Raw genomic sequence first — 18,470 nt, 5'->3', positions numbered from 1 at the left:
TGCGCGCCGGTTGGCGCCGCCTTCGCCGGACTTTCGTAGCTGCTGCAATCGACTGTTCACGCTAAGCTGAAACATCGAATGCATCTGCCACGTACAGTGGAATACATGACTCGGTGCGCGGCTCGCGCATCGGGGACGATCAGAACCTTGGGAGACGCCCGATGCCCGCCATCCTCGCAGACGAACACAATCATTTCCCCGGCTTGAGCCGGATCGGGGCGCTGCTCGCCGATCCGGGCCGCGCCGCCATGCTGTGGGCGCTGATGGACGGTAGCGCCCGCCCCGCCGGCGAGTTGACGATGATCGCGGGGCTCTCGCCGTCCGCAGCCAGCGCTCATCTCGCGCGTCTCACCGACGGCGGCCTGCTCGCGCTCGAAGTGCGCGGCCGGCATCGCTATTTCCGGATTGCGTCGGCGGATATTGCGGCGTCGATCGAAGCGCTCGCCAACGTCGCGCAAGTCAGTGCGCCGCAGCGTCCAGTGCCGCGCCCGGTGCGCACGGTGCCGACGGAGATGCGCTACGCGCGCACCTGTTATGACCATATGGCCGGCGAACTGTCGGTGCGGGTCTTCGAGCGGCTCGTCCAGCGCGGGCTGCTGACGCTGCAAGGCGCGTCGCTCGAAGCCACGTCCGACGGCGCCGCCCGCTTTGCCGACTGGGGCATCGACCTGTCCGCGCAGCGCACGCGCCGGCGCCGCTTTGCTTGCACATGTCCGGACTGGAGCGAGCGGCGCCCGCATCTTGGCGGGGCGCTCGGCGCGGCCTTGCTGGATTCGTGGACGACCCACGGCTGGATCGAACGCACTGAGCGCCCGCGGATCTTGCGCATCACGCCGGCCGGCCATCAGCATTTCGACGCGTTTCTCGCCGGGTGAACGACGGCGAAAGCCGCGTGCAACGGCCGGTTTCAGCCACGGCGCAACCTGTCGCCAGCTCACGAGAAACCTGGTCGAGACCTTTTGTTACCGGTCGTGAGCCGGCCTTACAAAAGTGAGGGCCTTGAAACAAACGGTACAGGTACAGTGGTTCACGGATGCTGCACGTGCATCGTCCGTCGGAGAATGAATCATGAAAACCATGACGCCACACCTACCGTCAAGACATCGCACCATCGGCTACACGCTGATCGCCACGGCGGCTTTTCTGTTCGCAACGCAAGCCGCGCTCGCACAGCAAGCCGCCCCCGCGCCCCAAGGCCTCGCCACACAGAATACCGATCCGCCCGGGCGCGTCGCGCGCCTGAACTACATGGCCGGAACCGTAACCACCGAGCCCGCCGGCGCTAGCGACTGGTCATACGCGCAGATCAACCGGCCGCTCACCACGGGCGACCAGTTGTGGACCGATCAGAACGCGCGCTCGGAGTTGCATATCGGCTCGACGGCCGTGCGTCTCGGGCAGTCCACAAGCCTGGACCTTCTCAATCTCGACGACAACAGCGCGCAGTTGAAGGTCGCGCAGGGCACCTTGTCGGCGCACGTGCGCGAACTGCCGCCGGGCTCGTCGTATGAAATCGATACGCCGAATCTCGCGCTCGGCCTGAACGGTCCAGGCGACTACCGCGTCGACGTCGCGCCGGACGGCAGCAGCACTACCGTCACCGTGCGCAGCGGCAGCGCGACAGCGTATGGCGACGGCGGCCAGGTGCCGGTCGCGGCCGGTCAGCAGATGCGCTTTGCCGGGACCAACCTGCAAGCACTCGCGGACGATGGCGCGCCGGGCCTCGACGGCTTCGATCAATGGGCCGCGAGCCGCGACGCCGCGGAAGACCGCTCGGTGTCGGCGCGGTATGTGTCACGCGAAATTCCTGGCTATCAGGACCTCGACGCCAACGGTACGTGGCGCAGCAGTCCGCAATATGGCGAAGTGTGGGTGCCGCGCGCGACGCCCGCAGGCTGGGCGCCCTATCACGACGGCCATTGGGTATGGCAGGCGCCGTGGGGCTGGACCTGGGTCGACGACGCGCCGTGGGGCTTCGCGCCTTACCACTATGGCCGCTGGGCTTACGTCGACGATTCGTGGGCGTGGGTGCCCGGCCCGGTGGTGGTCAGCGCACCGCCGGTTTATGCACCGGCGCTGGTGGCTTTCGTCGGCGGTGGGGGCGGCGGAGTCGACTGGGGCGTGAACCTTGCGATCGGGGGCGCGGTGGCGGCGGGAGTCGCATGGTTCCCGCTCGGCCCCGGCGAGCGGTGGCAACCGCACTGGGGCGGCCGCGATCACTGGAGCCCGCGCTACTACGAACGCGTCAACCAGACGACGGTGATCAACAACTACAACCGCAACGTCACCAACATTCACAACACGTACGTGAACTATCGCGCGCCGCGCGCCCTGACCGCAGTGCCGGCGACGGCGTTCGTGCACGGCCAGCCGGTCGGGCGTTTCGCGCAGAAGGTTGATCCGGCGCAGTGGCGCAACGCGCGGATCAATCCGGGCGGTCCGGGTATCGCACCGGTGCGTGAGAGCTTCGGACCGGGTCAGCGCAACGCGAATTACCGGCCGCCGGCGGGCGTGATGACGCGTCCGGTGGTCGCGACGCGCAGTCCGTCGATGCCGCCCGCTTACCGCGACAACCTCGCGCAGCGTTTTGCGCAAAACGGCGGACGGGTGCCGGGCGCGGGTCAGCCTATCGTGAGGACGTCCGTCCCGGCGCGCATGGCGGGGGGACCGGGCGCGTTGCCAGTGCAGAACGTGCGCGTCGTGCAGTCTCATCTACCGGGGCGGATGCCGGGGGCGGCGGCGGGAGCGCCGGTTCTGCAGACGGGGCCCGGCGGCCAGACCGCGCTGGGGGGTCCGAATGGTGCTCCGAACGGTGGGCAGCAGGCGGGGCGTCGTCTGAATGAAGCGCCGATTACCGGTCAAGCGCAGCGCGGGGGCGAACCTCAGGCGCGACCCGGCATGCCGCCGCAGATGGCGCACGCTCAGCAGCAACCCGGTGCGGCAGGCCGTCCGTCAAACGGTGTGCCTCGTCCGCCGCTGGCGAATGGCGGCAACGCGGCGTTCGTGCAACAGCGCGGCATGGCCCAGCAGCCAGGGCAGCAGCCGGGCGCGGATCAAGGCCAGCAAGCCGCCATGAATGGGCGCCACGAGCCGGCATGGACGCAACCGCATACTCCGATGGCCCAGCAAGCGCCGCACAGCCCACAGCGCGGAGTTGAAGCGCCGCAGGCGCCACGGCCCGGGGCGGCGCAGCAACCAGGCGGTCAGCCGGATGCAGCGATGCAACAACGCGGCGTGCCGCGTCCTGCGGAGAATCCGGCGATGACGCAGCAACAGGTGCGTCAACAGGAAGGTCAGCCGCAGCAGCCGCGTGAAGCGGGAGTTCAGGCGCAACTGCAAGGTCGTCAGGAGTATCGGCCGCAGCAGGGTCAGCAACCGCTGCAGGCCCTGCAGCAGCCGCGCCAGGAGCTTCAGGCGCAGCCCGCGCCGCAGCCGCGTCCCGAACCGCGCCCGCAACCACAGGCCCAACAGGCGCCGCGTCAGGAGTTTCATCCTCAGCCCGCGCCGCAGCCGCGTCCCGAACCGCGTCCGCAACCGCAGGCCCAACAGGCGCCGCGTCAGGAGTTTCATCCTCAGCCCGCGCCGCAGCCGCGTCCCGAACCGCGTCCGCAACCGCAGGCCCAACAGCCGCCGCGCCAGGAGTTTCATCCGCAGCCCGCACCGCCGCCGCGCCCGGAACCGCGCCCCCAGGCGCAACAGCCGCACGCGCAGCCTCAGCCGCAGCACGGCGAGCAGCATTCGGGCGGTGGCCGCGACGAGCATCACAAGGGCTGAGCACCCTTCCGTTTCTCACCGGCGCTTCCTGACGAGCATAAACAAAAACCCCCCGGGATTCTCATCGCGGGGGGTTTACCAGACGCGTCAAACGGCCATGGGCGCCGTCAGCGGCTCGTGATGCCGGTAGCCCACGAGCGAGAAATCCGACGGCTCGATCTTCTCGAGCCACTCCGGTTCATACACGCCGGTTTTCGCATAGTCCGGTACGCGCTCGGAAATGGCGAACGCCGGGCTCTCGTACGGCTCACGCGTTAGCTGCCGTTGCAGCATGTCGAGCTGATTTTCGTAGATGTGCGCGTCGCCGATAAAGTAGGTAAACCAGCGCGGCGTGTAGCCCGTCAAGCGACCAACGAGGTGCAGCAAGGCCGCGCCCTCAGTCAGATTGAACGGCGTGCCAAGCCCGACGTCGTTGCTGCGAATATAGAGGCACAGGGAGATTTCGCGACGCGCGACATTTGGCAGGAACTGGTAAAGCAGATGACAAGCCGGTAGCGCGATCTGATCCAGCACCGCAGGGTTCCATGCATGAAACAGAATGCGGCGGTCCGATGGATTCTCCATAATCGTGTCGAGACACTGGCGCAACTGATCGATTGCCTTATACAGCAGCACCTTGCGGCTGCCGTTTTCGTCGAATTCCGTCACCACCCGGAAACCGCGCGCCGTCGCGTCGGCGAGCTGGGCGCTCGCGTGCGCATCGAGAACCTTGTAGGCGGGCCACTGGCGCCACTGCACGCCATAGACATCGCCGAGATCGTCCGGGCCTTCTCGATACGGATTCGCGAGCCATTGCGGATTCTCGTTGGCGTTGGCGTCCCACACCTTGCAGCCGAGATCGCGAAAATCCGCCGCGCTGCGTGAGGCGCGCAGAAAGCCGACCAGTTCGCCCACGGCCGATTTGAACGCCAGCTTTTTCGTCGTGACCGCGGGAAAACCCTGCTGGAGATCGAAGCGCAACATGGCGCCCGGCATGCTGATCGTGCGAATGCCGGTGCGGTTTTCCTGCCACGTGCCCGTGTCGAGAATCGTGCGGACGAGGTCCAGGTATTGTTTCATGCGGGTTCCTTCGACGAAGCGCGAGCCCGGAACGGTGCGCGACGAAAATGAGCGGAAAACCCGATTTTACCAAGCGCGGACAGCTGACGCCGACACCGCGCGCGCGGAGAAATATCAAAGAGGAAATCGCGACGGAGCCAACGCGCACCGCAGCGCCCGACGCGGGCCACCCCGGCGCTCAGGATGTGCCGGCGCTCCGAACCGCCGCGAGACGCGCCGCCAGTCAGAGATGCGGGACCGACGCCGGCAACACCCCATGCGGCGCCGACAATGGCTCGCTTTCCATGTGACGCATGCCGTGCGAACACAGCAGCCGGTACAGCGTGACTCGCGAGATGCCGAGTTCCTGCGCCGCGTCACCGAGACGCCCGCGATGACGCAACAGCGCGAGTTCGATCGCCTGACGTTCGGCCGCTTCGCGGGCCTGCGCGAGCGATACCGGCACGATTTCGACGTACTCGGCCAGTTCCAGATCGCGCGCCGTGATCGCCCGTCCTTCGGACATCACGATGGCTCTGCGCACGCGGTTGATCAGTTCCCGGACGTTGCCCGGCCAGCCGTAGTTGTGCAGCGCGGCGATCGCGTCGGGCGCGAACCCCCGCAGCCGCCGGCTTGCATCTTTTTTGAAACGTTCCAGCATGTGGCGCGCGAGCAGTTCGATGTCCTTGCCCCGCGCACGCAGCGGCGGTTCGTCGATTTGCAGTACGCAAAGACGGTGATAGAGGTCGGAGCGGAAACGTCCTTCGATCATTGCGGCCGTCATATCAACGTGCGTCGCGGAAATGATCCGCACGTCGACGTCGATCGCACCGTGGCCGCCCAGCCGCTCGACCTTGCGCTCCTGCAGGAAGCGCAGCAGGCTCGCCTGGCTTTCGAGCGGCAGATCGCCGATCTCGTCGAGGAATAGCGTGCCGCCGTTGGCCGCTTCCACGCGGCCGATCTTGCGCTGGTTCGCGCCGGTGAAGGCGCCGCGTTCGTAGCCGAATAGCTCAGACTGCAGCAAATGCGGCGGAATCGCGCCGCAGTTGATCGGCACGAATGGCGCGTTGCGCCGTGAAGAGCGTTCATGAATCGCGATCGCCGTCAGTTCCTTGCCGGTGCCGGATTCGCCGGAGATGAAGACCGGCGCGTCGGTCATCGCGACTTTGCGGATCGAACGGAACAGCGCGAGCATCGCGTCGCACGAGCCGACCATTTCGCCTTCAGCGCCTTGCGATGCGTCGTTCGAAGCGGGTTCGCCAAGCGAAATCATTCCGTACGCATGGCCGACGGAATCGACGATCCGGTCGCCGGAATAAGGGACGGTCACATAGTCGAAACAATAGTCGCGCACGAGGCGGCGCAAAGCCGCATCCTGAAGCTGCCCAGGCATCGTCGCGGCGACCCAGCCGACGTTCGGCATGGTCAGACACGATTCGAAGGCGGCAATTTCGTGTGGCTGGAAATGGCTGGAGAGATCGAGCAGGCCACCCGCTGCCGAACCGGCGCGTACAGCCCGGCGCGCGTCGCGCGCCGATGCCACCACTTCCACGTGCCAGCCGCGCTGGTGGAAGCGGGTGTTCAGTTCCGCGCTCGGCTCTCGCGAAACGTAAATCAGTTGCCGCGTTGCGGGTTCCATTATTCAGATCCTCTCGTCAACGAACGTTAAGGATGATGCACGCACCTGAACCGCAATTCAGACACGCTGACACATTCGGGATTCGCAAATAGCAAAAACCGAACGGCCATTCCATTCCGTGCGGACAGCTGATCCCCAGAAAGCGGCGTGTGTGTTTGAGACGGCCCGTTAGCGGGCTTTTTTAAAAATCGAACCTCTTTCCGAGAGCTTACTATACGCGCGCCGCTTGGAAAACAATTATGCGAATTTAATCCGTTCACCCTTGTCCAGCAAGGCTGGAGGGGCGATAAACAAGTAATCAGCTTACGAATAACGCATTCGTGGAAGCGCTTCTCTCATACATGGAGCGCGAGGTAGTTCGTACCGCCGCAATTAACAAATATTAGGTATTTTCTGCCTATCGTTTCAGACCTGAAACGTTCTGCTCCGCTTTCTTTAATCCGAATTCGCGACGCATGAGTTGCCTCCAGATGCATCAATGGATTGCGACCGATGGCACAGCTTTCGCTAATTGCCATGCACCACGGAGACTCATCATGCGGCCAGCTTTATTTCGCGTCGATCAGGACGGCATTGCGTCATGCGCCGCGCTTTTTTGCGCGTGTGCTTTAATTTCACTCCCCGGCGCGCTTCACGCCCAGGCGACCTTGACCGCGGCATCCAACGCGCTGGCAAGCGGGGCTGACGCAACGCAGACGCGAATCGCCGCGCCGGCCGGGGCCGCGTCGCCGCATAGGTCGCCGCGCGCCATCTCAGCCAAGGATTTTTCGCTCTGCGATCAGGCGATCGCGCGGCGAGGCGGAAGCGCATTCGGGCTCGTGATGATGGCCACGCCGCCACGACTGACGCGTGCCAGAACCGCCACTGTGACGTTGTGGGACGAAATTGCGCCGCCGTTGCCATTGCCGGCTCCGGTCGACGCTGCTCATGCCATGCAAGGTGGCGTCGTCAGTTATAGGTACAAATAGCCCGACCGCCAGGAAAGAGACGAACAGGCGTGCGCGGAACAACTGGTGCGGGCAGGGGCGACAAAGCGGCCACGCGAGCCGCAACCGGCGCCGTATTGACAGCGGCGGCTCCGGTCGACGCGGCGGTTCGGGCGCGCGCGTCAGGTAGAATCGATCTGGTTACGTTCCCCCTTCCATTCGATGACGACGCTCACCCTGATCGTCGCTCGCGCCAACAATGGCGTGATCGGCCGCGACAACCAGTTGCCCTGGCGACTTCCCGAAGACCTCGCGTTCTTCAAGCGCACCACCATGGGCGCGCCCATCATCATGGGCCGCAAAACGCACGAATCGATCGGCCGGCCGTTGCCGGGACGCCGCAACATCGTCGTGACTCGGGAGGCAACACGGCGCATCCAGGGCTGCGACGTGGCCACTACGCTCCATGAAGCGCTCAAGCTCGCGGCGCGCGATCAGGCGCCCGAAGCGTTTCTGATCGGCGGCGCGCAGTTATATGTGGAAGGGCTGCGTCTGGCGGACAAGCTGATCGTCACCGAAATTTCCGCCGATTTCGAAGGCGACGCGACCTTCCCGGCAGTCGATCCGAACGAGTGGGAAGAAGTCGCGCACGAAACGCATCGCGCGGATGCGCCGAACGATTTCGACTACGCGTTCGTCACCTACCAACGCAAAAGCCGCTGACGCTCGGCGCCGTCAAATGGAAAACGCCACACAAGCTTGCGTGGCGTTTTCGTCTGCAATACCGCTTGCGGCGCTGAGCAACCGTTACTGCCCGGCGATCGTCATCCGTTCGATCAGCACCGAGCCGGTCTCTTTGGTGCCTCGCGTGATCGTATCCGCGCCGATTGCAACGATGTGGCGGAACATCTCCTGCAACGTACTCGCGACAGTGATCTCCTCGACCGGGTACTGGATCTTGCCGTTCTCCACCCAGAAGCCCGACGCGCCGCGCGAATAGTCGCCCGTCACGTAGTTCACGCCCTGCCCCATCAGTTCGGTCAGCAACAGGCCAGTGCCGAGCTTCCTCAGCATTTCTTCGAAGTCGTCGCCGGCACGGGTGGTCGAACTGCGCAGCGACAGGTTGTGCGAGCCGCCCGCGTTACCGGTGGTCTGCATGCCGAGCTTGCGCGCCGAATAGGTGGACAGAAAATAGCCTTCCACGACGCCGTCCTTCACGACCGAACGCTGCCGCGTGCGCACGCCTTCTTCGTCGAACGGCGCGCTGCCCATTGCGCGCGGCACATGCGGATCTTCGACGATCTGCACGTGCGGCGCGAACACCGGCTTGCCGAGACTGTCGACGAGAAACGACGTCTTGCGATACAGCGCGCCGCCGCTCGTGGCCTGCACGAAGGCGCCGAGTATCCCGGCGGCGAGCGGCGCTTCGAACAGAACCGGCACCTTTCGCGTATCGAGGCCGCGCGCACCGATGCGCGCGAGCGCCCGCTGCGCCGCGTAACGGCCCACTGCTTCGGGGTCGGCCAGTTGCTCGGCGCTGCGGGTGGACGTGTACCAGTCGTCGCGCTGCATATTGCGGCCGCTGCCGGCAATCGGCGCACACGCGACGTAGTGGCGCGAATACGGATAGCCCGCCAGAAAACCGCGCGACGTGGCAAGCACGAACTGCGAGTGCTGCGCCGACACGCTCGCGCCTTCGGAGTTCTTGATCTGCGGATCGGTTGCGAACGCGGCGTCTTCCGCACGACGGGCGATTTCCACCGCTTCGTCCGCGGACAGATTCCACGGATGATAGAGATCGAGATCGCGCGGCTCGGTTTCGAGCAATTCGGCTTCGGCGAGGCCCGCGCAATCGTCTTCCGCCGTGAAGCGGGCGATGTTGTACGCCGCCGCGACCGTGTCCTTCAGCGCTTGCGGCGAAAAGTCGGAGGTGCTCGCGTTGCCGCGCTTGTTGCCGATGAACACCGTCACGCCGACCATCTTGTCGCGGTTGTGCTCGATCGTCTCGACTTCGCCGCGCCGCACGGAGACGGACAGGCCGTCGCCTTCGGAAATTTCGGTCGCCGCGTCGGTGCCGCCGAGCGACTTCGCGTGACGAAGGATGTCCGAGGCGATTTCCTTCAGTTCATCCTGGGTATGCGGAAAAAAGCGCTGCTTGACGTCCATGTCTGCTGCCATTGTCGTTGCCGTCCTGTTCGGGGCCGAGCGGCCCTTGGGTGTTCGCACATGCCGCGCGACTGCGTGCGCCTGGTATGCGGCTCCTCTGCGCCTCCTCCGCGCTTCGGTATGCGCTTGAGTGTACGTTTGAGTGTGCGTTGGCGTGTCATTAACGCATCCCGCGATCATAGCAAGCTAAGCGCTGCCGTACCTGGCATTCGCTGCCCGCTTTGCGTCACGTCCGCTCGTGTGCGCGGCGGCGCAGCGGGCCCGGCACGCTACAATATCGGCATGACACGCAAAACCCGCATTCAACCCATCGAATCCGCCGAACCGGAAGTCGACGAGAACGGTTACGACCGTCCCAGCAAGTCCCAGCTCAAGCGCGAAATGCACGAGTTGCAGGAACTGGGCTCGGCGCTGATCGCGCTGCCCAAGGACGCCCTCAAGCGCATGCCGATGCCCGAAAAGCTCGACGACGCCGTGCGCGAAGCGCGCCGCATCACCGACCATGAAGGCAAGCGCCGTCAGGTGCAATACGTCGGCCGCGTGATGCGCTCGCTGCTGGACGACGAAACCGCCGCGCTGCGCACCGCGCTCGACACCTATAACGGCGTGAACAAGGCGGAAACGGCCAAGCTGCACTGGATCGAGCGCACTCGCGAAAAACTGCTTGCCGACGACGCCGCGCTGACCGATTTCATCCGCCAGCATCCGAACGCCGATCCGCAGCAAGGCCGCACGCTGATCCGCAACGCCCGCAAGGAAGCGGAGCAGAACAAGCCGCCGCGTTACTTCCGCGAGTTGTTCCAGTGGATCAAAAACGCGGACGGACCCGCAGCCGCGACCGATTCCGATGCCGACGACGCCCAGGAAGACGACGATGACGACCGCGACGCCTGACTCCGCGCTCAAGCTCAAGCGCAATGACGCGGACGAGATCCTGATCGGCCTCGTGTCGATCAGCGACCGCGCATCCACTGGCGTCTACGAGGACAAAGGCATTCCGGCCTTGCAGGAGTGGCTCCGCGCGGCTTTGAGTTCGCCGTGGCAAGTGGTCACGCGCCTGATCCAGGACGACGCGGCCACCATCTCGGCAACGCTTACGGAACTCGTCGATGAAGTCGGTTGTGACCTCGTGCTGACCACGGGCGGCACCGGCCCGTCGCGGCGCGACGTGACACCCGAAGCTACGCTCGCGGTCGCCACGAAGGAAATGCCGGGGTTCGGCGAACAGATGCGGCAGATCAGCCTGAATTTCGTGCCGACCGCGATTCTGTCGCGCCAGGTCGCGGTGATTCGTGAGACAGCGGATCACGCCGCGCTGATCATCAATCTGCCGGGTCAGCCGAAGTCGATCAGGGAAACACTCGAAGGCTTGCGCGATGCCGAAGCTGGCGGCGCGGTGAAAGTGCCGGGCATCTTCGCCGCGGTGCCGTACTGCATCGATCTGATCGGCGGGCCGTACGTGGAGACCAACGCCGAAGTCGTGAAGGCGTTCCGGCCGAAGAACGCGGTGCGCGCCCCCCGGCAGGCCTAGCTTATTCCGCGTTGAGGGAGGCGTCCGGCGCCGGCGGAATCAGGAAGTGCTCGCGGTAGTACTTCAGCTCGTCGATCGACTCGTGGATGTCGGCAAGCGCCGTGTGCAGCGCGCGCTTGTGAAAGCCCCTATAGATGACCGGTTGCCAGCGTCGGCAAAGCTCCTTGAGCGTGCTGACGTCGAGGTTGCGGTAATGGAAGAAGCTTTCGAGCTCCGGCATCCAGCGCGCCATGAAGCGGCGGTCCTGGCAGATGGAGTTGCCGCACATCGGCGATTTGCCCGGCGGCACGTACTGCGCGAGAAATTCGCGAATCTGCCCGGTGGCATCGGCTTCGCTTACCGTGGAAGCCTTCACGCGGTCGATCAGTCCCGACCGGCCGTGTGTGTTCTGATTCCACTGGTCCATTTTTGCGAGCGTTTCGTCGCTCTGGTGAATGGCCAGAACCGGGCCTTCGACCATTCTGTCGAGCGTGGAGTTCGTCACCACGACCGCGATTTCAATGATGCGGTCGGAATCGGGGTCGAGCCCGGTCATTTCCATGTCCAGCCAGACGAGATTCATGTCGCTGCGCACGAGCGGCAGTTGTTCGGCGGATTCGAGGATGTCAGTCATGAAGGCAGCCCTGATAGCCGCGCAGGAGGCGTCTTTAAAAGCACCGTTGCTGCGGCGATTGTTCGTTAAAGATGGTTTGAGCATGTCCCCGCTGCGAGGCGGGAAGAAACATATAATTCTCGCATAGATACCACGGAATCCACGGATGCCTACCCTGTACTTCACCGTTCTGTTCGTCGTCGCCGTCCTGGCGATGGTCGGCACCAAACTGTGGCTCGCGTCGCGGCAGATCCGCTTTGTCGCCGGCCATCGCGAGCAGGTGCCGAGCCAGTTTGCCGGCACCATCGCGCTCACCGCGCACCAGCGCGCTGCCGACTACACCGTCGAGCGCACCCGTCTCACCATGATTGAGATCGTCGTCGGCGCAGCAGTGCTGATCGGCCTGACGCTGCTCGGCGGCGTACAGGCGCTGGACCTTGCGATCTCGGACTGGCTTGGCCGCGGCTACGTCGGGCAGATCGCACTCGTCGCCGCCGTGATCGCGATTACCAGCGCAATCGATCTGCCGTTCGACTACTACCGACAATTCGTGATCGAGCAGCGCTTCGGCTTTAACCGGATGAGCAAGCGTATTTTCATCGTCGACCGGCTGAAGGGCGTGCTGCTCGGCGCCGCGTTCGGCCTGCCGCTGCTGTTCGTCGTGCTGTGGCTGATGAACCAGGCCGGCAGCTTCTGGTGGTTGTGGACGTGGATCGTCTGGGTCGTCTTCCAGATGCTGGTGCTGGTGCTCTATCCGTCGTTTATCGCGCCGCTTTTCAACAAGTTCGAACCGCTCAAGGATGAAGCGCTAAAAAACCGCATCGAGGCGCTGATGAAGCGCTGCGGCTTCGCGGCCAAGGGCCTCTTCGTGATGGACGGCAGCCGCCGTTCGGCGCATGGCAACGCGTACTTCACCGGCTTCGGCGCGGCCAAGCGCATCGTGTTCTTCGACACGCTGCTCGCGCGCCTGTCGGGCAGTGAGATCGAAGCCGTGCTCGCGCACGAACTCGGCCACTTCAAGCGGCGGCACGTGATCAAGCGGATGCTCGTCACCTTCGCGATCAGCCTCGCGATGCTCGCGCTGCTCGGCTGGCTCTCGCAGCGCGTGTGGTTCTACGAAGGGCTGGGCGTCAGGCCGTCGCTCGTCGGTGGGAACAGCGGGCTTGCGCTTGTGCTGTTCTTCCTCGCGATGCCGGTGTTCATATTTTTTGTGACGCCGCTCGGCAGCCTCAGCTCGCGCAAGCATGAGTTCGAGGCCGACGCGTTCGCCGCCACGCAAACCGACGCGCAAGACCTCGTCAACGCGCTCGTCAAACTGTACGAAGACAATGCGTCCACGCTGACGCCCGATCCGCTCTACACGGCGTTTTACTACTCGCATCCGCCAGCGTCGCAGCGGATCGACCGACTGTTGCGGCACGCATGAGCGGCCGCCCCCCCAAAGCACCGCGCGCGACGTCCAGCACGCGCGTAGGCGGCCTCGTGGTAGCGGCGCATGGCCGCCACTATCTGGTCGCACCGGAAGACGGCGGCCCGATGCTGCAATGCTTCCCGCGCGGCAAGCGCAGCGAAGTGGCGGTCGGAGATCGCGTGATTTACGAACCCACTTCCGCTGACCAGGGCGTGATCGTCGAGATTGGCGAGCGGCGCAATCTGCTCTATCGCTCGGATCAGTACAAGTCGAAGCTGTTCGCCGCGAATCTCGACCAATTGCTGATCGTGCTCGCGACCGAACCGCACTTCAGCGAAGACCTGCTCGGACGCGCGCTCGTCGCCGCCGAAGCCAACGAGCTGAAACCGTTGATCGTGCTGAACAAGATCGACGTGACCGATTCGCTCGAAGGCGCGCGCAAACGGCTCGAGCCATATCGTGAGCTCGGCTATACCGTCGTGGAAGTGTCGATCAAAGCGCAACCCGAAGCCGCCCGCCCGGCGTTGACCGAGCACTTGCGCGGTCACTCGACGCTCCTGCTCGGCCAGTCCGGCATGGGCAAATCGACGCTGGTGAACCTGCTGATTCCGGATGCCGAAGTCGCCACGCGCGAGATATCAACCGCGTTGAATAGCGGACGCCATACCACGACGTTCACGCGTCTCTATCCGCTGCCGAGTGGCAGACACAGTGGCATACATAGTGACATATGCAGCGACACATATAGCGACACGCGCAGCGCAGACGGCGCAAGCGGCGCGCTGATCGACTCGCCCGGCTTCCAGGAATTCGGCTTGCATCATTTGACCGAAGGCCGGCTTGAACGCGCGTTTCCGGAGTTCCGCCCGCTGCTGCCGAACTGCCGCTTCTACAATTGCCATCACCTGCACGAGCCCGGCTGCGCGATCCTCGAAGCGGTCGCCGACGGCCGCATTCGTCGCGAACGCCATGCGCTGTACGCGCAACTCGTGCACGAAGCCAGCCAGATCGTGCGCTGACATGAAACTGATGCGCGCCCCGAATGTGATTATTGGACAGCACTGGGTCAATGTGCTGGCGGCGGCGGGCATTGCCTGCGAGTTGCACAACCGGTATCTGAACGGTGCGCTCGGCGATATCCCGGCGGATCAGTGCGCACCCGAGTTGTGGCTCGTGGATGACCGCGACGAGGCGATGGCGCGGCGTCTGATTGATGCGGCTTCGCAAGGTCCGGCGGCGGGTTCGCCTTGCTGGCGATGCAGCCACTGCGGGGAGACGCTGGAAGCGCAGTTCACCGTGTGCTGGCAATGCGGCACGGCGCGCGATCCTTTGGATGGGTGAAGCGGCTTCCTACTGCAACTCTGCCGAGAGCGTCCAAAAGAAAAAACGGGCGGTGCCTCACAAGCACTGCCCGTTTTTTGGCGCTCTGTGCGCTGGGTGCGAGTGACGTCAGGCCAGCCACACGGCGATGGTCAGCATGAGCAAGAGGATCATCCAGAGCACAACCGCGCGCCATACCAGCCCGACCGCTGATTGCAGCGTGCGCGGCGTGCAGTCGTCGCCGACCTGCATCGGACCGCCGTCGCCCGTGGCAAGTGCGTCGAGACTCGATGGCTCCGCAAGCGGCCCGCTCAGTCGCGCGCCGAGCGCCCCACTGCCGGCGGCGAGCAACACGCCGTCATTCGCGTCCGGCCACTGACGCGAATGATTGCGCCATGCATAAATCGCATCTTCGAAATTACCGACGATCGCAAAGCCCAGCGACGTCAGCCGCGCCGGCACCCAGTCGATCACGAAGAACGCGCGCTGCGCAAAACTCGAAAACGCGATGGTTCTGTCGTCGACCGGGCGTGCCCACGTGCGCGACAGATATTCGGCGATGCGATACAACACCGCGCCCGCCGGCCCGACCGGAATCAGAAACCAGAAGAACACGCCGAACACATGACGATGCGACGCGACCACCGCGTGAATCAGCGTATGGCGCACGATCTCGCTAACGGGCATGTCGATCGTGTCGAGCCCGGTCCATTCGTTCAGGATTTCTCGCGCGCGCGGCACGTCGTCGTTATTGAGCGCGAGATGGATGTCCGTGAAGTAATGGCTGAACTGGCGAAAGCCGAGCGTGAAGTACAGCACCGCGACGTTCCACAGGAACGCCAGCGCGAAGTGAATGTTGTAGAGGACGTAGTAGACGAGCGCGACGGCCAGAGTCCACGGTAGCACCACCACGAGCCATGCAAGCAGGCCATGCTTGGGCTTGCCCGCATCGAATCCGTGCGCCGCCGACTCCGCATGGTATTGAAGCAGCGCGGATACCGGATTATTCGGCGACAGCGCGCGCACCTGTTCAATGATCAGAGCCAGCAATACGGAAAAAAAAGTCATGCGATGCGCCGTGCTTTTTGAGTTTTACGATTGGTTCATAACGATAGCACAGGGTCGGATGCCGCTGAGCGAGGACGCGGCCAAACATCCGGGGACTGCACGCAAGAACTCGCCTAAGCCGCGAGGAAACGATAAAAATTGCGCAGCATCGCCGCCGTCGCACCCCAGATGAAATAGTGGCTGCCCGTGCCGCGCACGCCTTTCCCGGCCGCTTCGAGCGATGCACCTCGTGGATACGGCATCGCGAAAAAGCGGCGCTCGCCGCCTTCGTAGCGGAACACGCGCTCTTCGTGATGCGCCGGGTTCATCAGGAAAGCGAGTGGCACTTCGAAGACTTCTGCCACTTCCAGCGCGTCGGCCTTCAATGCGAACGGCGGATGCACGAGGCCGATCACCGGCGTCACGCGAAAGCCGGTGCCCGTCAGATAGTCAGGCAAAGCACCTAGCACTTCGACGCGCGACGGCGCGAGGCCGACTTCCTCATGCGCTTCACGCAACGCAGTGGCGGTGGCATCGGCATCGAACGGTTCTTGACGGCCGCCCGGGAAACTGACCTGGCCGGCGTGGTCGTTAAGGTGATCCGCGCGCTGGGTCAGCAGCACGGTCAGGCCATTCGCGCGAATCACGAGCGGCACCAGTACCGAGGCCACACGCGGATCGGCGTGTATATCGCGCCACGGGGCTTCGATGATCGGTTCGGGAGTCCACGAGAGACGCTGCTTGAAACGGCCGCGCAGGCCATCGGGCGTAAGACGCTCCGCGGCCACTGGCGGCAGATGGGCGCCCGTCGCTTCGACGGGCAGAACTTCAGGCTCAAAGACGGGGCGGATCAACGGGTCTCTCGAATAAGCGGATAGAGGAGATGCCGCTATTTTGACCTGGCCAACAAAAAAGCACCCGCGAGGGGTGCTTTTTCTTACAGCATTTACGCCTTGGAAGCAGCGCGGTCTTTCGAGACCAGCTTTTCCTTGATCCGAGCCGACTTGCCCGAACGGTCGCGCAGGTAGTACAGCTTCGCACGACGCACATCGCCACGACGCTTCACGACGATGCTTGCCAGCAGCGGCGAGTACGTCTGGAACGTACGCTCGACGCCTTCGCCCGACGAAATCTTGCGGACGATGAACGACGAATTCAGACCACGGTTACGCTTGGCGATCACGACGCCTTCGTAAGCCTGAACACGCTTACGCGTACCTTCAACCACGTTCACGCTGACAATCACCGTGTCGCCGGGAGCGAATTCGGGGATGGTCTTTTCGCCGAGGGCGCGCGCGATTTCTTCCTGCTCGAGTTTTGCAATCAGATTCATCACTGACTCCTAAGTCCATCTTGTCGGCGTTCGTACCTGCCTCGCGCTGGATTTCCCTTGCGTCTGGCTACGGCCCCGATAGAGGATGGGTTCACATCAGGCGCCGTACACGCATGTCCGGCGCCGCCTGGTGTCCGCTCGAAAGACCGGAGCTTTACGCCTTCGGCTCTTCCTTTGCGAGACTTGCAAGCCATGCCTCGTCGGCACGGCTCAACATCTTGTTCTTTCTGGCCTTGACGATCAGGTCGGGCCGCTTGTTCAACGTATTGCGCAACGCCTCGCGCCGACGCCACGCTTCAATCTCTGCATGATGGCCGCCGAGCAGCACGTCGGGCACGCGCACGCCATGATATTCCTCGGGCCGCGTGTAATGCGGACAATCGAGCAGCACGTCGACAAAACTGTCCTGTACCGCCGACTGGGAATCGTTGAGCACGCCGGGCAACTGGCGCACGACTGCATCCATCAAAGCCATTGCGGGCAACTCACCACCCGACAGTACGAAGTCGCCAAGACTGACTTCTTCGTCGACAACACGATCGAGCAGGCGCTGGTCGATCGCTTCATAGCGCCCGCACAGCAGAATCAGGCCGGGCTCCGCGGCGAACTTCATGACACGCTCGTGATTCAACGTTGCGCCTTGCGGCGACATCATCACGACGCGCGACGGGCCGATGCCCTGTTCCGCCTGCGCAGCTTTCGCCGCGCCGATCGCGTCTTCAAGCGGCCTCGCCAGCATGACCATGCCGGGGCCGCCGCCGTACGGGCGATCGTCGATTGTGCGGTAGTTGTCTGTCGTGAAATCGCGAGGATTCCACGTACGCAACCCATAGCGCTCCTGCTTCGCCGCCCGGCTGGTGATGCCCCAGTCGGTCAGCGCACGAAACATTTCGGGAAAGAGCGTGACGACATCGAACTGCATCGCTCTCTCCGTTGTAGCGAACTCGATTTGCTGAACTATCAATAATCAGCTTCCCAGTCGACGATGATCTGCCTCGCCGCCTGGTCCACCGTTTTGACAAACACACCGACGAACGGGATCAAACGCTCGGCAGTGACCGGCTTGCCGGTTTTGTCGGCGGCCGGATATTCGATACGCAACACCGAGTGCGCACCGTTGTCGATCATGTCTGCAACCTTGCCCAGATTGACGCCGGCAAGGTTCACCACATCCAGGCCGAGCAGGTCGACCCAGTAGAATTCGTCGGCTTCGAGGGCCGGAAATTCGCTGCGGCTGATATAGACGCGAGAGCCGCGCAGTGCCAGCGCCACATCGCGGTCAGTGACGCCGCCCAGTTGGGCCACCACGCTGTCGCTATGCGTTTTTGCCTGCAATGACGGCGCCGACTTCCGCTCGTGGCCTTTCATCAGCCACCAGCGCTTCGCGCTTAGCAAAGCGTCGCCGCCGTGCCCGGCATCCGCATGAGCGGCCACCTTGACCCAGCCTTTGAGGCCGTAGGCGTCGACGATTGCGCCGACCTCGACTGCATCGGCCGGCCAGCTTTCCGCCGTTTCCGCGCGCATTGCTGCTGCTTCGGAACCGGCGTTTGGAACATTGGCTTTCGCCTTGCCTTCGGCTCGCTCGACCGGCTTGCGGACGAATGCACCGAATGGCGCCTGATCAGACGTCTTTGCGCGCGGACCTGCCTTCGCGCGACCTGAACTGCCGGAATCACGCTCGGACATAATTGAA

The 18,470-nt window shown here is 64.0% G+C and carries 17 protein-coding genes; 8 read left to right on the top strand and 9 right to left on the bottom strand.

Going from position 1 to position 18,470, the window contains the following annotated elements; all coding sequences use genetic code 11:
* Window positions 1–161 precede the first annotated feature (161 nt).
* A complete protein-coding gene (locus C0Z16_RS05605) occupies window positions 162–875 on the top strand; it encodes an ArsR/SmtB family transcription factor (RefSeq protein ID WP_102631196.1) in 714 nt (237 codons plus the stop codon).
* Window positions 876–1,068: 193 nt separating this feature from the next.
* Entirely contained in the window at window positions 1,069–3,774 is a 2,706-nt protein-coding gene (locus C0Z16_RS05600; RefSeq protein WP_102631195.1) for a DUF6600 domain-containing protein, read from the top strand.
* Between the two features lie 87 nt (window positions 3,775–3,861).
* Here the strand turns inward: C0Z16_RS05600 and C0Z16_RS05595 are convergent, their stop codons facing one another.
* Both C0Z16_RS05595 and C0Z16_RS05590 read right to left on the bottom strand, forming a co-directional pair.
* On the bottom strand, window positions 3,862–4,833 hold the full coding sequence (locus tag C0Z16_RS05595; protein WP_102631194.1) for a thymidylate synthase: 972 nt from the start codon (window positions 4,831–4,833) through the stop codon (window positions 3,862–3,864).
* A gap of 223 nt (window positions 4,834–5,056) precedes the next feature.
* The gene (locus tag C0Z16_RS05590; protein WP_102631193.1) at window positions 5,057–6,451 is read right to left on the bottom strand and encodes a sigma-54 dependent transcriptional regulator; all 1,395 of its coding nucleotides are present in this window, start codon (window positions 6,449–6,451) and stop codon (window positions 5,057–5,059) included.
* Between the two features lie 1,148 nt (window positions 6,452–7,599).
* On the opposite strand from C0Z16_RS05590, the gene C0Z16_RS05580 reads away from it, so the two are divergent.
* Window positions 7,600–8,100 carry a dihydrofolate reductase gene (locus C0Z16_RS05580; protein ID WP_102631191.1) on the top strand — a complete coding sequence of 167 codons (501 nt, stop codon included), beginning with the start codon at window positions 7,600–7,602 and terminating at the stop codon, window positions 8,098–8,100.
* A gap of 84 nt (window positions 8,101–8,184) precedes the next feature.
* Here the strand turns inward: C0Z16_RS05580 and pmbA are convergent, their stop codons facing one another.
* Window positions 8,185–9,555: a metalloprotease PmbA gene (pmbA, locus tag C0Z16_RS05575; RefSeq protein ID WP_102631190.1), complete on the bottom strand. Its 1,371-nt coding sequence runs from the start codon at window positions 9,553–9,555 to the stop codon at window positions 8,185–8,187.
* Between the two features lie 270 nt (window positions 9,556–9,825).
* Here pmbA and yjgA point away from each other — a divergent pair, with 270 nt between their 5' ends.
* Window positions 9,826–10,437, top strand: a complete 612-nt coding sequence (gene yjgA, locus C0Z16_RS05570) for a ribosome biogenesis factor YjgA (RefSeq protein WP_102631350.1) — start codon at window positions 9,826–9,828, stop codon at window positions 10,435–10,437.
* Window positions 10,418–11,074, top strand: a complete 657-nt coding sequence (gene mog, locus C0Z16_RS05565; RefSeq protein WP_102631189.1) for a molybdopterin adenylyltransferase — start codon at window positions 10,418–10,420, stop codon at window positions 11,072–11,074. Before yjgA ends, mog begins: the two co-directional genes overlap by 20 nt.
* 1 nt (window position 11,075) lies before the next feature.
* Here mog and orn read toward each other — a convergent pair whose 3' ends face one another.
* The gene (gene orn, locus C0Z16_RS05560) at window positions 11,076–11,687 is read right to left on the bottom strand and encodes an oligoribonuclease (RefSeq protein WP_102631188.1); all 612 of its coding nucleotides are present in this window, start codon (window positions 11,685–11,687) and stop codon (window positions 11,076–11,078) included.
* Window positions 11,688–11,832: 145 nt separating this feature from the next.
* Here orn and C0Z16_RS05555 point away from each other — a divergent pair, with 145 nt between their 5' ends.
* From C0Z16_RS05555 to C0Z16_RS05545, 3 genes are read left to right on the top strand one after another with little or no spacing between them, the layout of a single operon-like run.
* Window positions 11,833–13,092, top strand: a complete 1,260-nt coding sequence (locus C0Z16_RS05555) for a M48 family metallopeptidase (protein ID WP_102631187.1) — start codon at window positions 11,833–11,835, stop codon at window positions 13,090–13,092.
* Window positions 13,089–14,096, top strand: coding sequence for a ribosome small subunit-dependent GTPase A (rsgA, locus tag C0Z16_RS05550; protein ID WP_102631186.1), 1,008 nt, complete (start codon window positions 13,089–13,091; stop codon window positions 14,094–14,096). The genes C0Z16_RS05555 and rsgA overlap by 4 nt, the downstream gene beginning before the upstream one ends.
* Before the next feature lies 1 nt (window position 14,097).
* A complete protein-coding gene (locus C0Z16_RS05545) occupies window positions 14,098–14,418 on the top strand; it encodes a putative signal transducing protein (protein WP_102631185.1) in 321 nt (106 codons plus the stop codon).
* 108 nt (window positions 14,419–14,526) lie between these two features.
* Here C0Z16_RS05545 and C0Z16_RS05540 read toward each other — a convergent pair whose 3' ends face one another.
* The 5 genes from C0Z16_RS05540 to rimM all read right to left on the bottom strand — a co-directional run bounded on the left by C0Z16_RS05540 (window position 14,527) and on the right by rimM (window position 18,463).
* Window positions 14,527–15,465 (bottom strand): CobD/CbiB family protein, encoded by a 939-nt coding sequence (locus C0Z16_RS05540; protein WP_102631184.1) that lies wholly within the window; start codon window positions 15,463–15,465, stop codon window positions 14,527–14,529.
* A gap of 113 nt (window positions 15,466–15,578) precedes the next feature.
* Window positions 15,579–16,298: an NUDIX hydrolase gene (locus C0Z16_RS05535; RefSeq protein WP_102631183.1), complete on the bottom strand. Its 720-nt coding sequence runs from the start codon at window positions 16,296–16,298 to the stop codon at window positions 15,579–15,581.
* Between the two features lie 92 nt (window positions 16,299–16,390).
* The gene (gene rplS, locus C0Z16_RS05530; protein ID WP_102631182.1) at window positions 16,391–16,777 is read right to left on the bottom strand and encodes a 50S ribosomal protein L19; all 387 of its coding nucleotides are present in this window, start codon (window positions 16,775–16,777) and stop codon (window positions 16,391–16,393) included.
* A 154-nt stretch (window positions 16,778–16,931) separates the two neighbouring features.
* The gene (gene trmD / locus C0Z16_RS05525) at window positions 16,932–17,699 is read right to left on the bottom strand and encodes a tRNA (guanosine(37)-N1)-methyltransferase TrmD (RefSeq protein WP_102631181.1); all 768 of its coding nucleotides are present in this window, start codon (window positions 17,697–17,699) and stop codon (window positions 16,932–16,934) included.
* A 38-nt stretch (window positions 17,700–17,737) separates the two neighbouring features.
* Window positions 17,738–18,463 carry a ribosome maturation factor RimM gene (gene rimM, locus C0Z16_RS05520; protein ID WP_102631180.1) on the bottom strand — a complete coding sequence of 242 codons (726 nt, stop codon included), beginning with the start codon at window positions 18,461–18,463 and terminating at the stop codon, window positions 17,738–17,740.
* Window positions 18,464–18,470: the final 7 nt, after the last annotated feature.

This window comes from Paraburkholderia rhynchosiae (assembly GCF_002879865.1).
Classification (GTDB): Bacteria; Pseudomonadota; Gammaproteobacteria; order Burkholderiales; family Burkholderiaceae; genus Paraburkholderia; species Paraburkholderia rhynchosiae.
This window is presented reverse-complemented; position numbering and strand designations above follow the sequence as displayed.

Coding starts and splice junctions, on each gene's coding strand:
- C0Z16_RS05605 (WP_102631196.1), top strand. CDS start 162: ATGCCCGCCATCCTCGCAGACGAACACAATCATTTCCCCGGCTTGAGC.
- C0Z16_RS05600 (WP_102631195.1), top strand. CDS start 1,069: ATGAAAACCATGACGCCACACCTACCGTCAAGACATCGCACCATCGGC.
- C0Z16_RS05595 (WP_102631194.1), bottom strand. CDS start 4,833: ATGAAACAATACCTGGACCTCGTCCGCACGATTCTCGACACGGGCACG.
- C0Z16_RS05590 (WP_102631193.1), bottom strand. CDS start 6,451: ATGGAACCCGCAACGCGGCAACTGATTTACGTTTCGCGAGAGCCGAGC.
- C0Z16_RS05580 (WP_102631191.1), top strand. CDS start 7,600: ATGACGACGCTCACCCTGATCGTCGCTCGCGCCAACAATGGCGTGATC.
- pmbA (WP_102631190.1), bottom strand. CDS start 9,555: ATGGCAGCAGACATGGACGTCAAGCAGCGCTTTTTTCCGCATACCCAG.
- yjgA (WP_102631350.1), top strand. CDS start 9,826: ATGACACGCAAAACCCGCATTCAACCCATCGAATCCGCCGAACCGGAA.
- mog (WP_102631189.1), top strand. CDS start 10,418: ATGACGACCGCGACGCCTGACTCCGCGCTCAAGCTCAAGCGCAATGAC.
- orn (WP_102631188.1), bottom strand. CDS start 11,687: ATGACTGACATCCTCGAATCCGCCGAACAACTGCCGCTCGTGCGCAGC.
- C0Z16_RS05555 (WP_102631187.1), top strand. CDS start 11,833: ATGCCTACCCTGTACTTCACCGTTCTGTTCGTCGTCGCCGTCCTGGCG.
- rsgA (WP_102631186.1), top strand. CDS start 13,089: ATGAGCGGCCGCCCCCCCAAAGCACCGCGCGCGACGTCCAGCACGCGC.
- C0Z16_RS05545 (WP_102631185.1), top strand. CDS start 14,098: ATGAAACTGATGCGCGCCCCGAATGTGATTATTGGACAGCACTGGGTC.
- C0Z16_RS05540 (WP_102631184.1), bottom strand. CDS start 15,465: ATGACTTTTTTTTCCGTATTGCTGGCTCTGATCATTGAACAGGTGCGC.
- rplS (WP_102631182.1), bottom strand. CDS start 16,777: ATGAATCTGATTGCAAAACTCGAGCAGGAAGAAATCGCGCGCGCCCTC.
- trmD (WP_102631181.1), bottom strand. CDS start 17,699: ATGCAGTTCGATGTCGTCACGCTCTTTCCCGAAATGTTTCGTGCGCTG.
- rimM (WP_102631180.1), bottom strand. CDS start 18,463: ATGTCCGAGCGTGATTCCGGCAGTTCAGGTCGCGCGAAGGCAGGTCCG.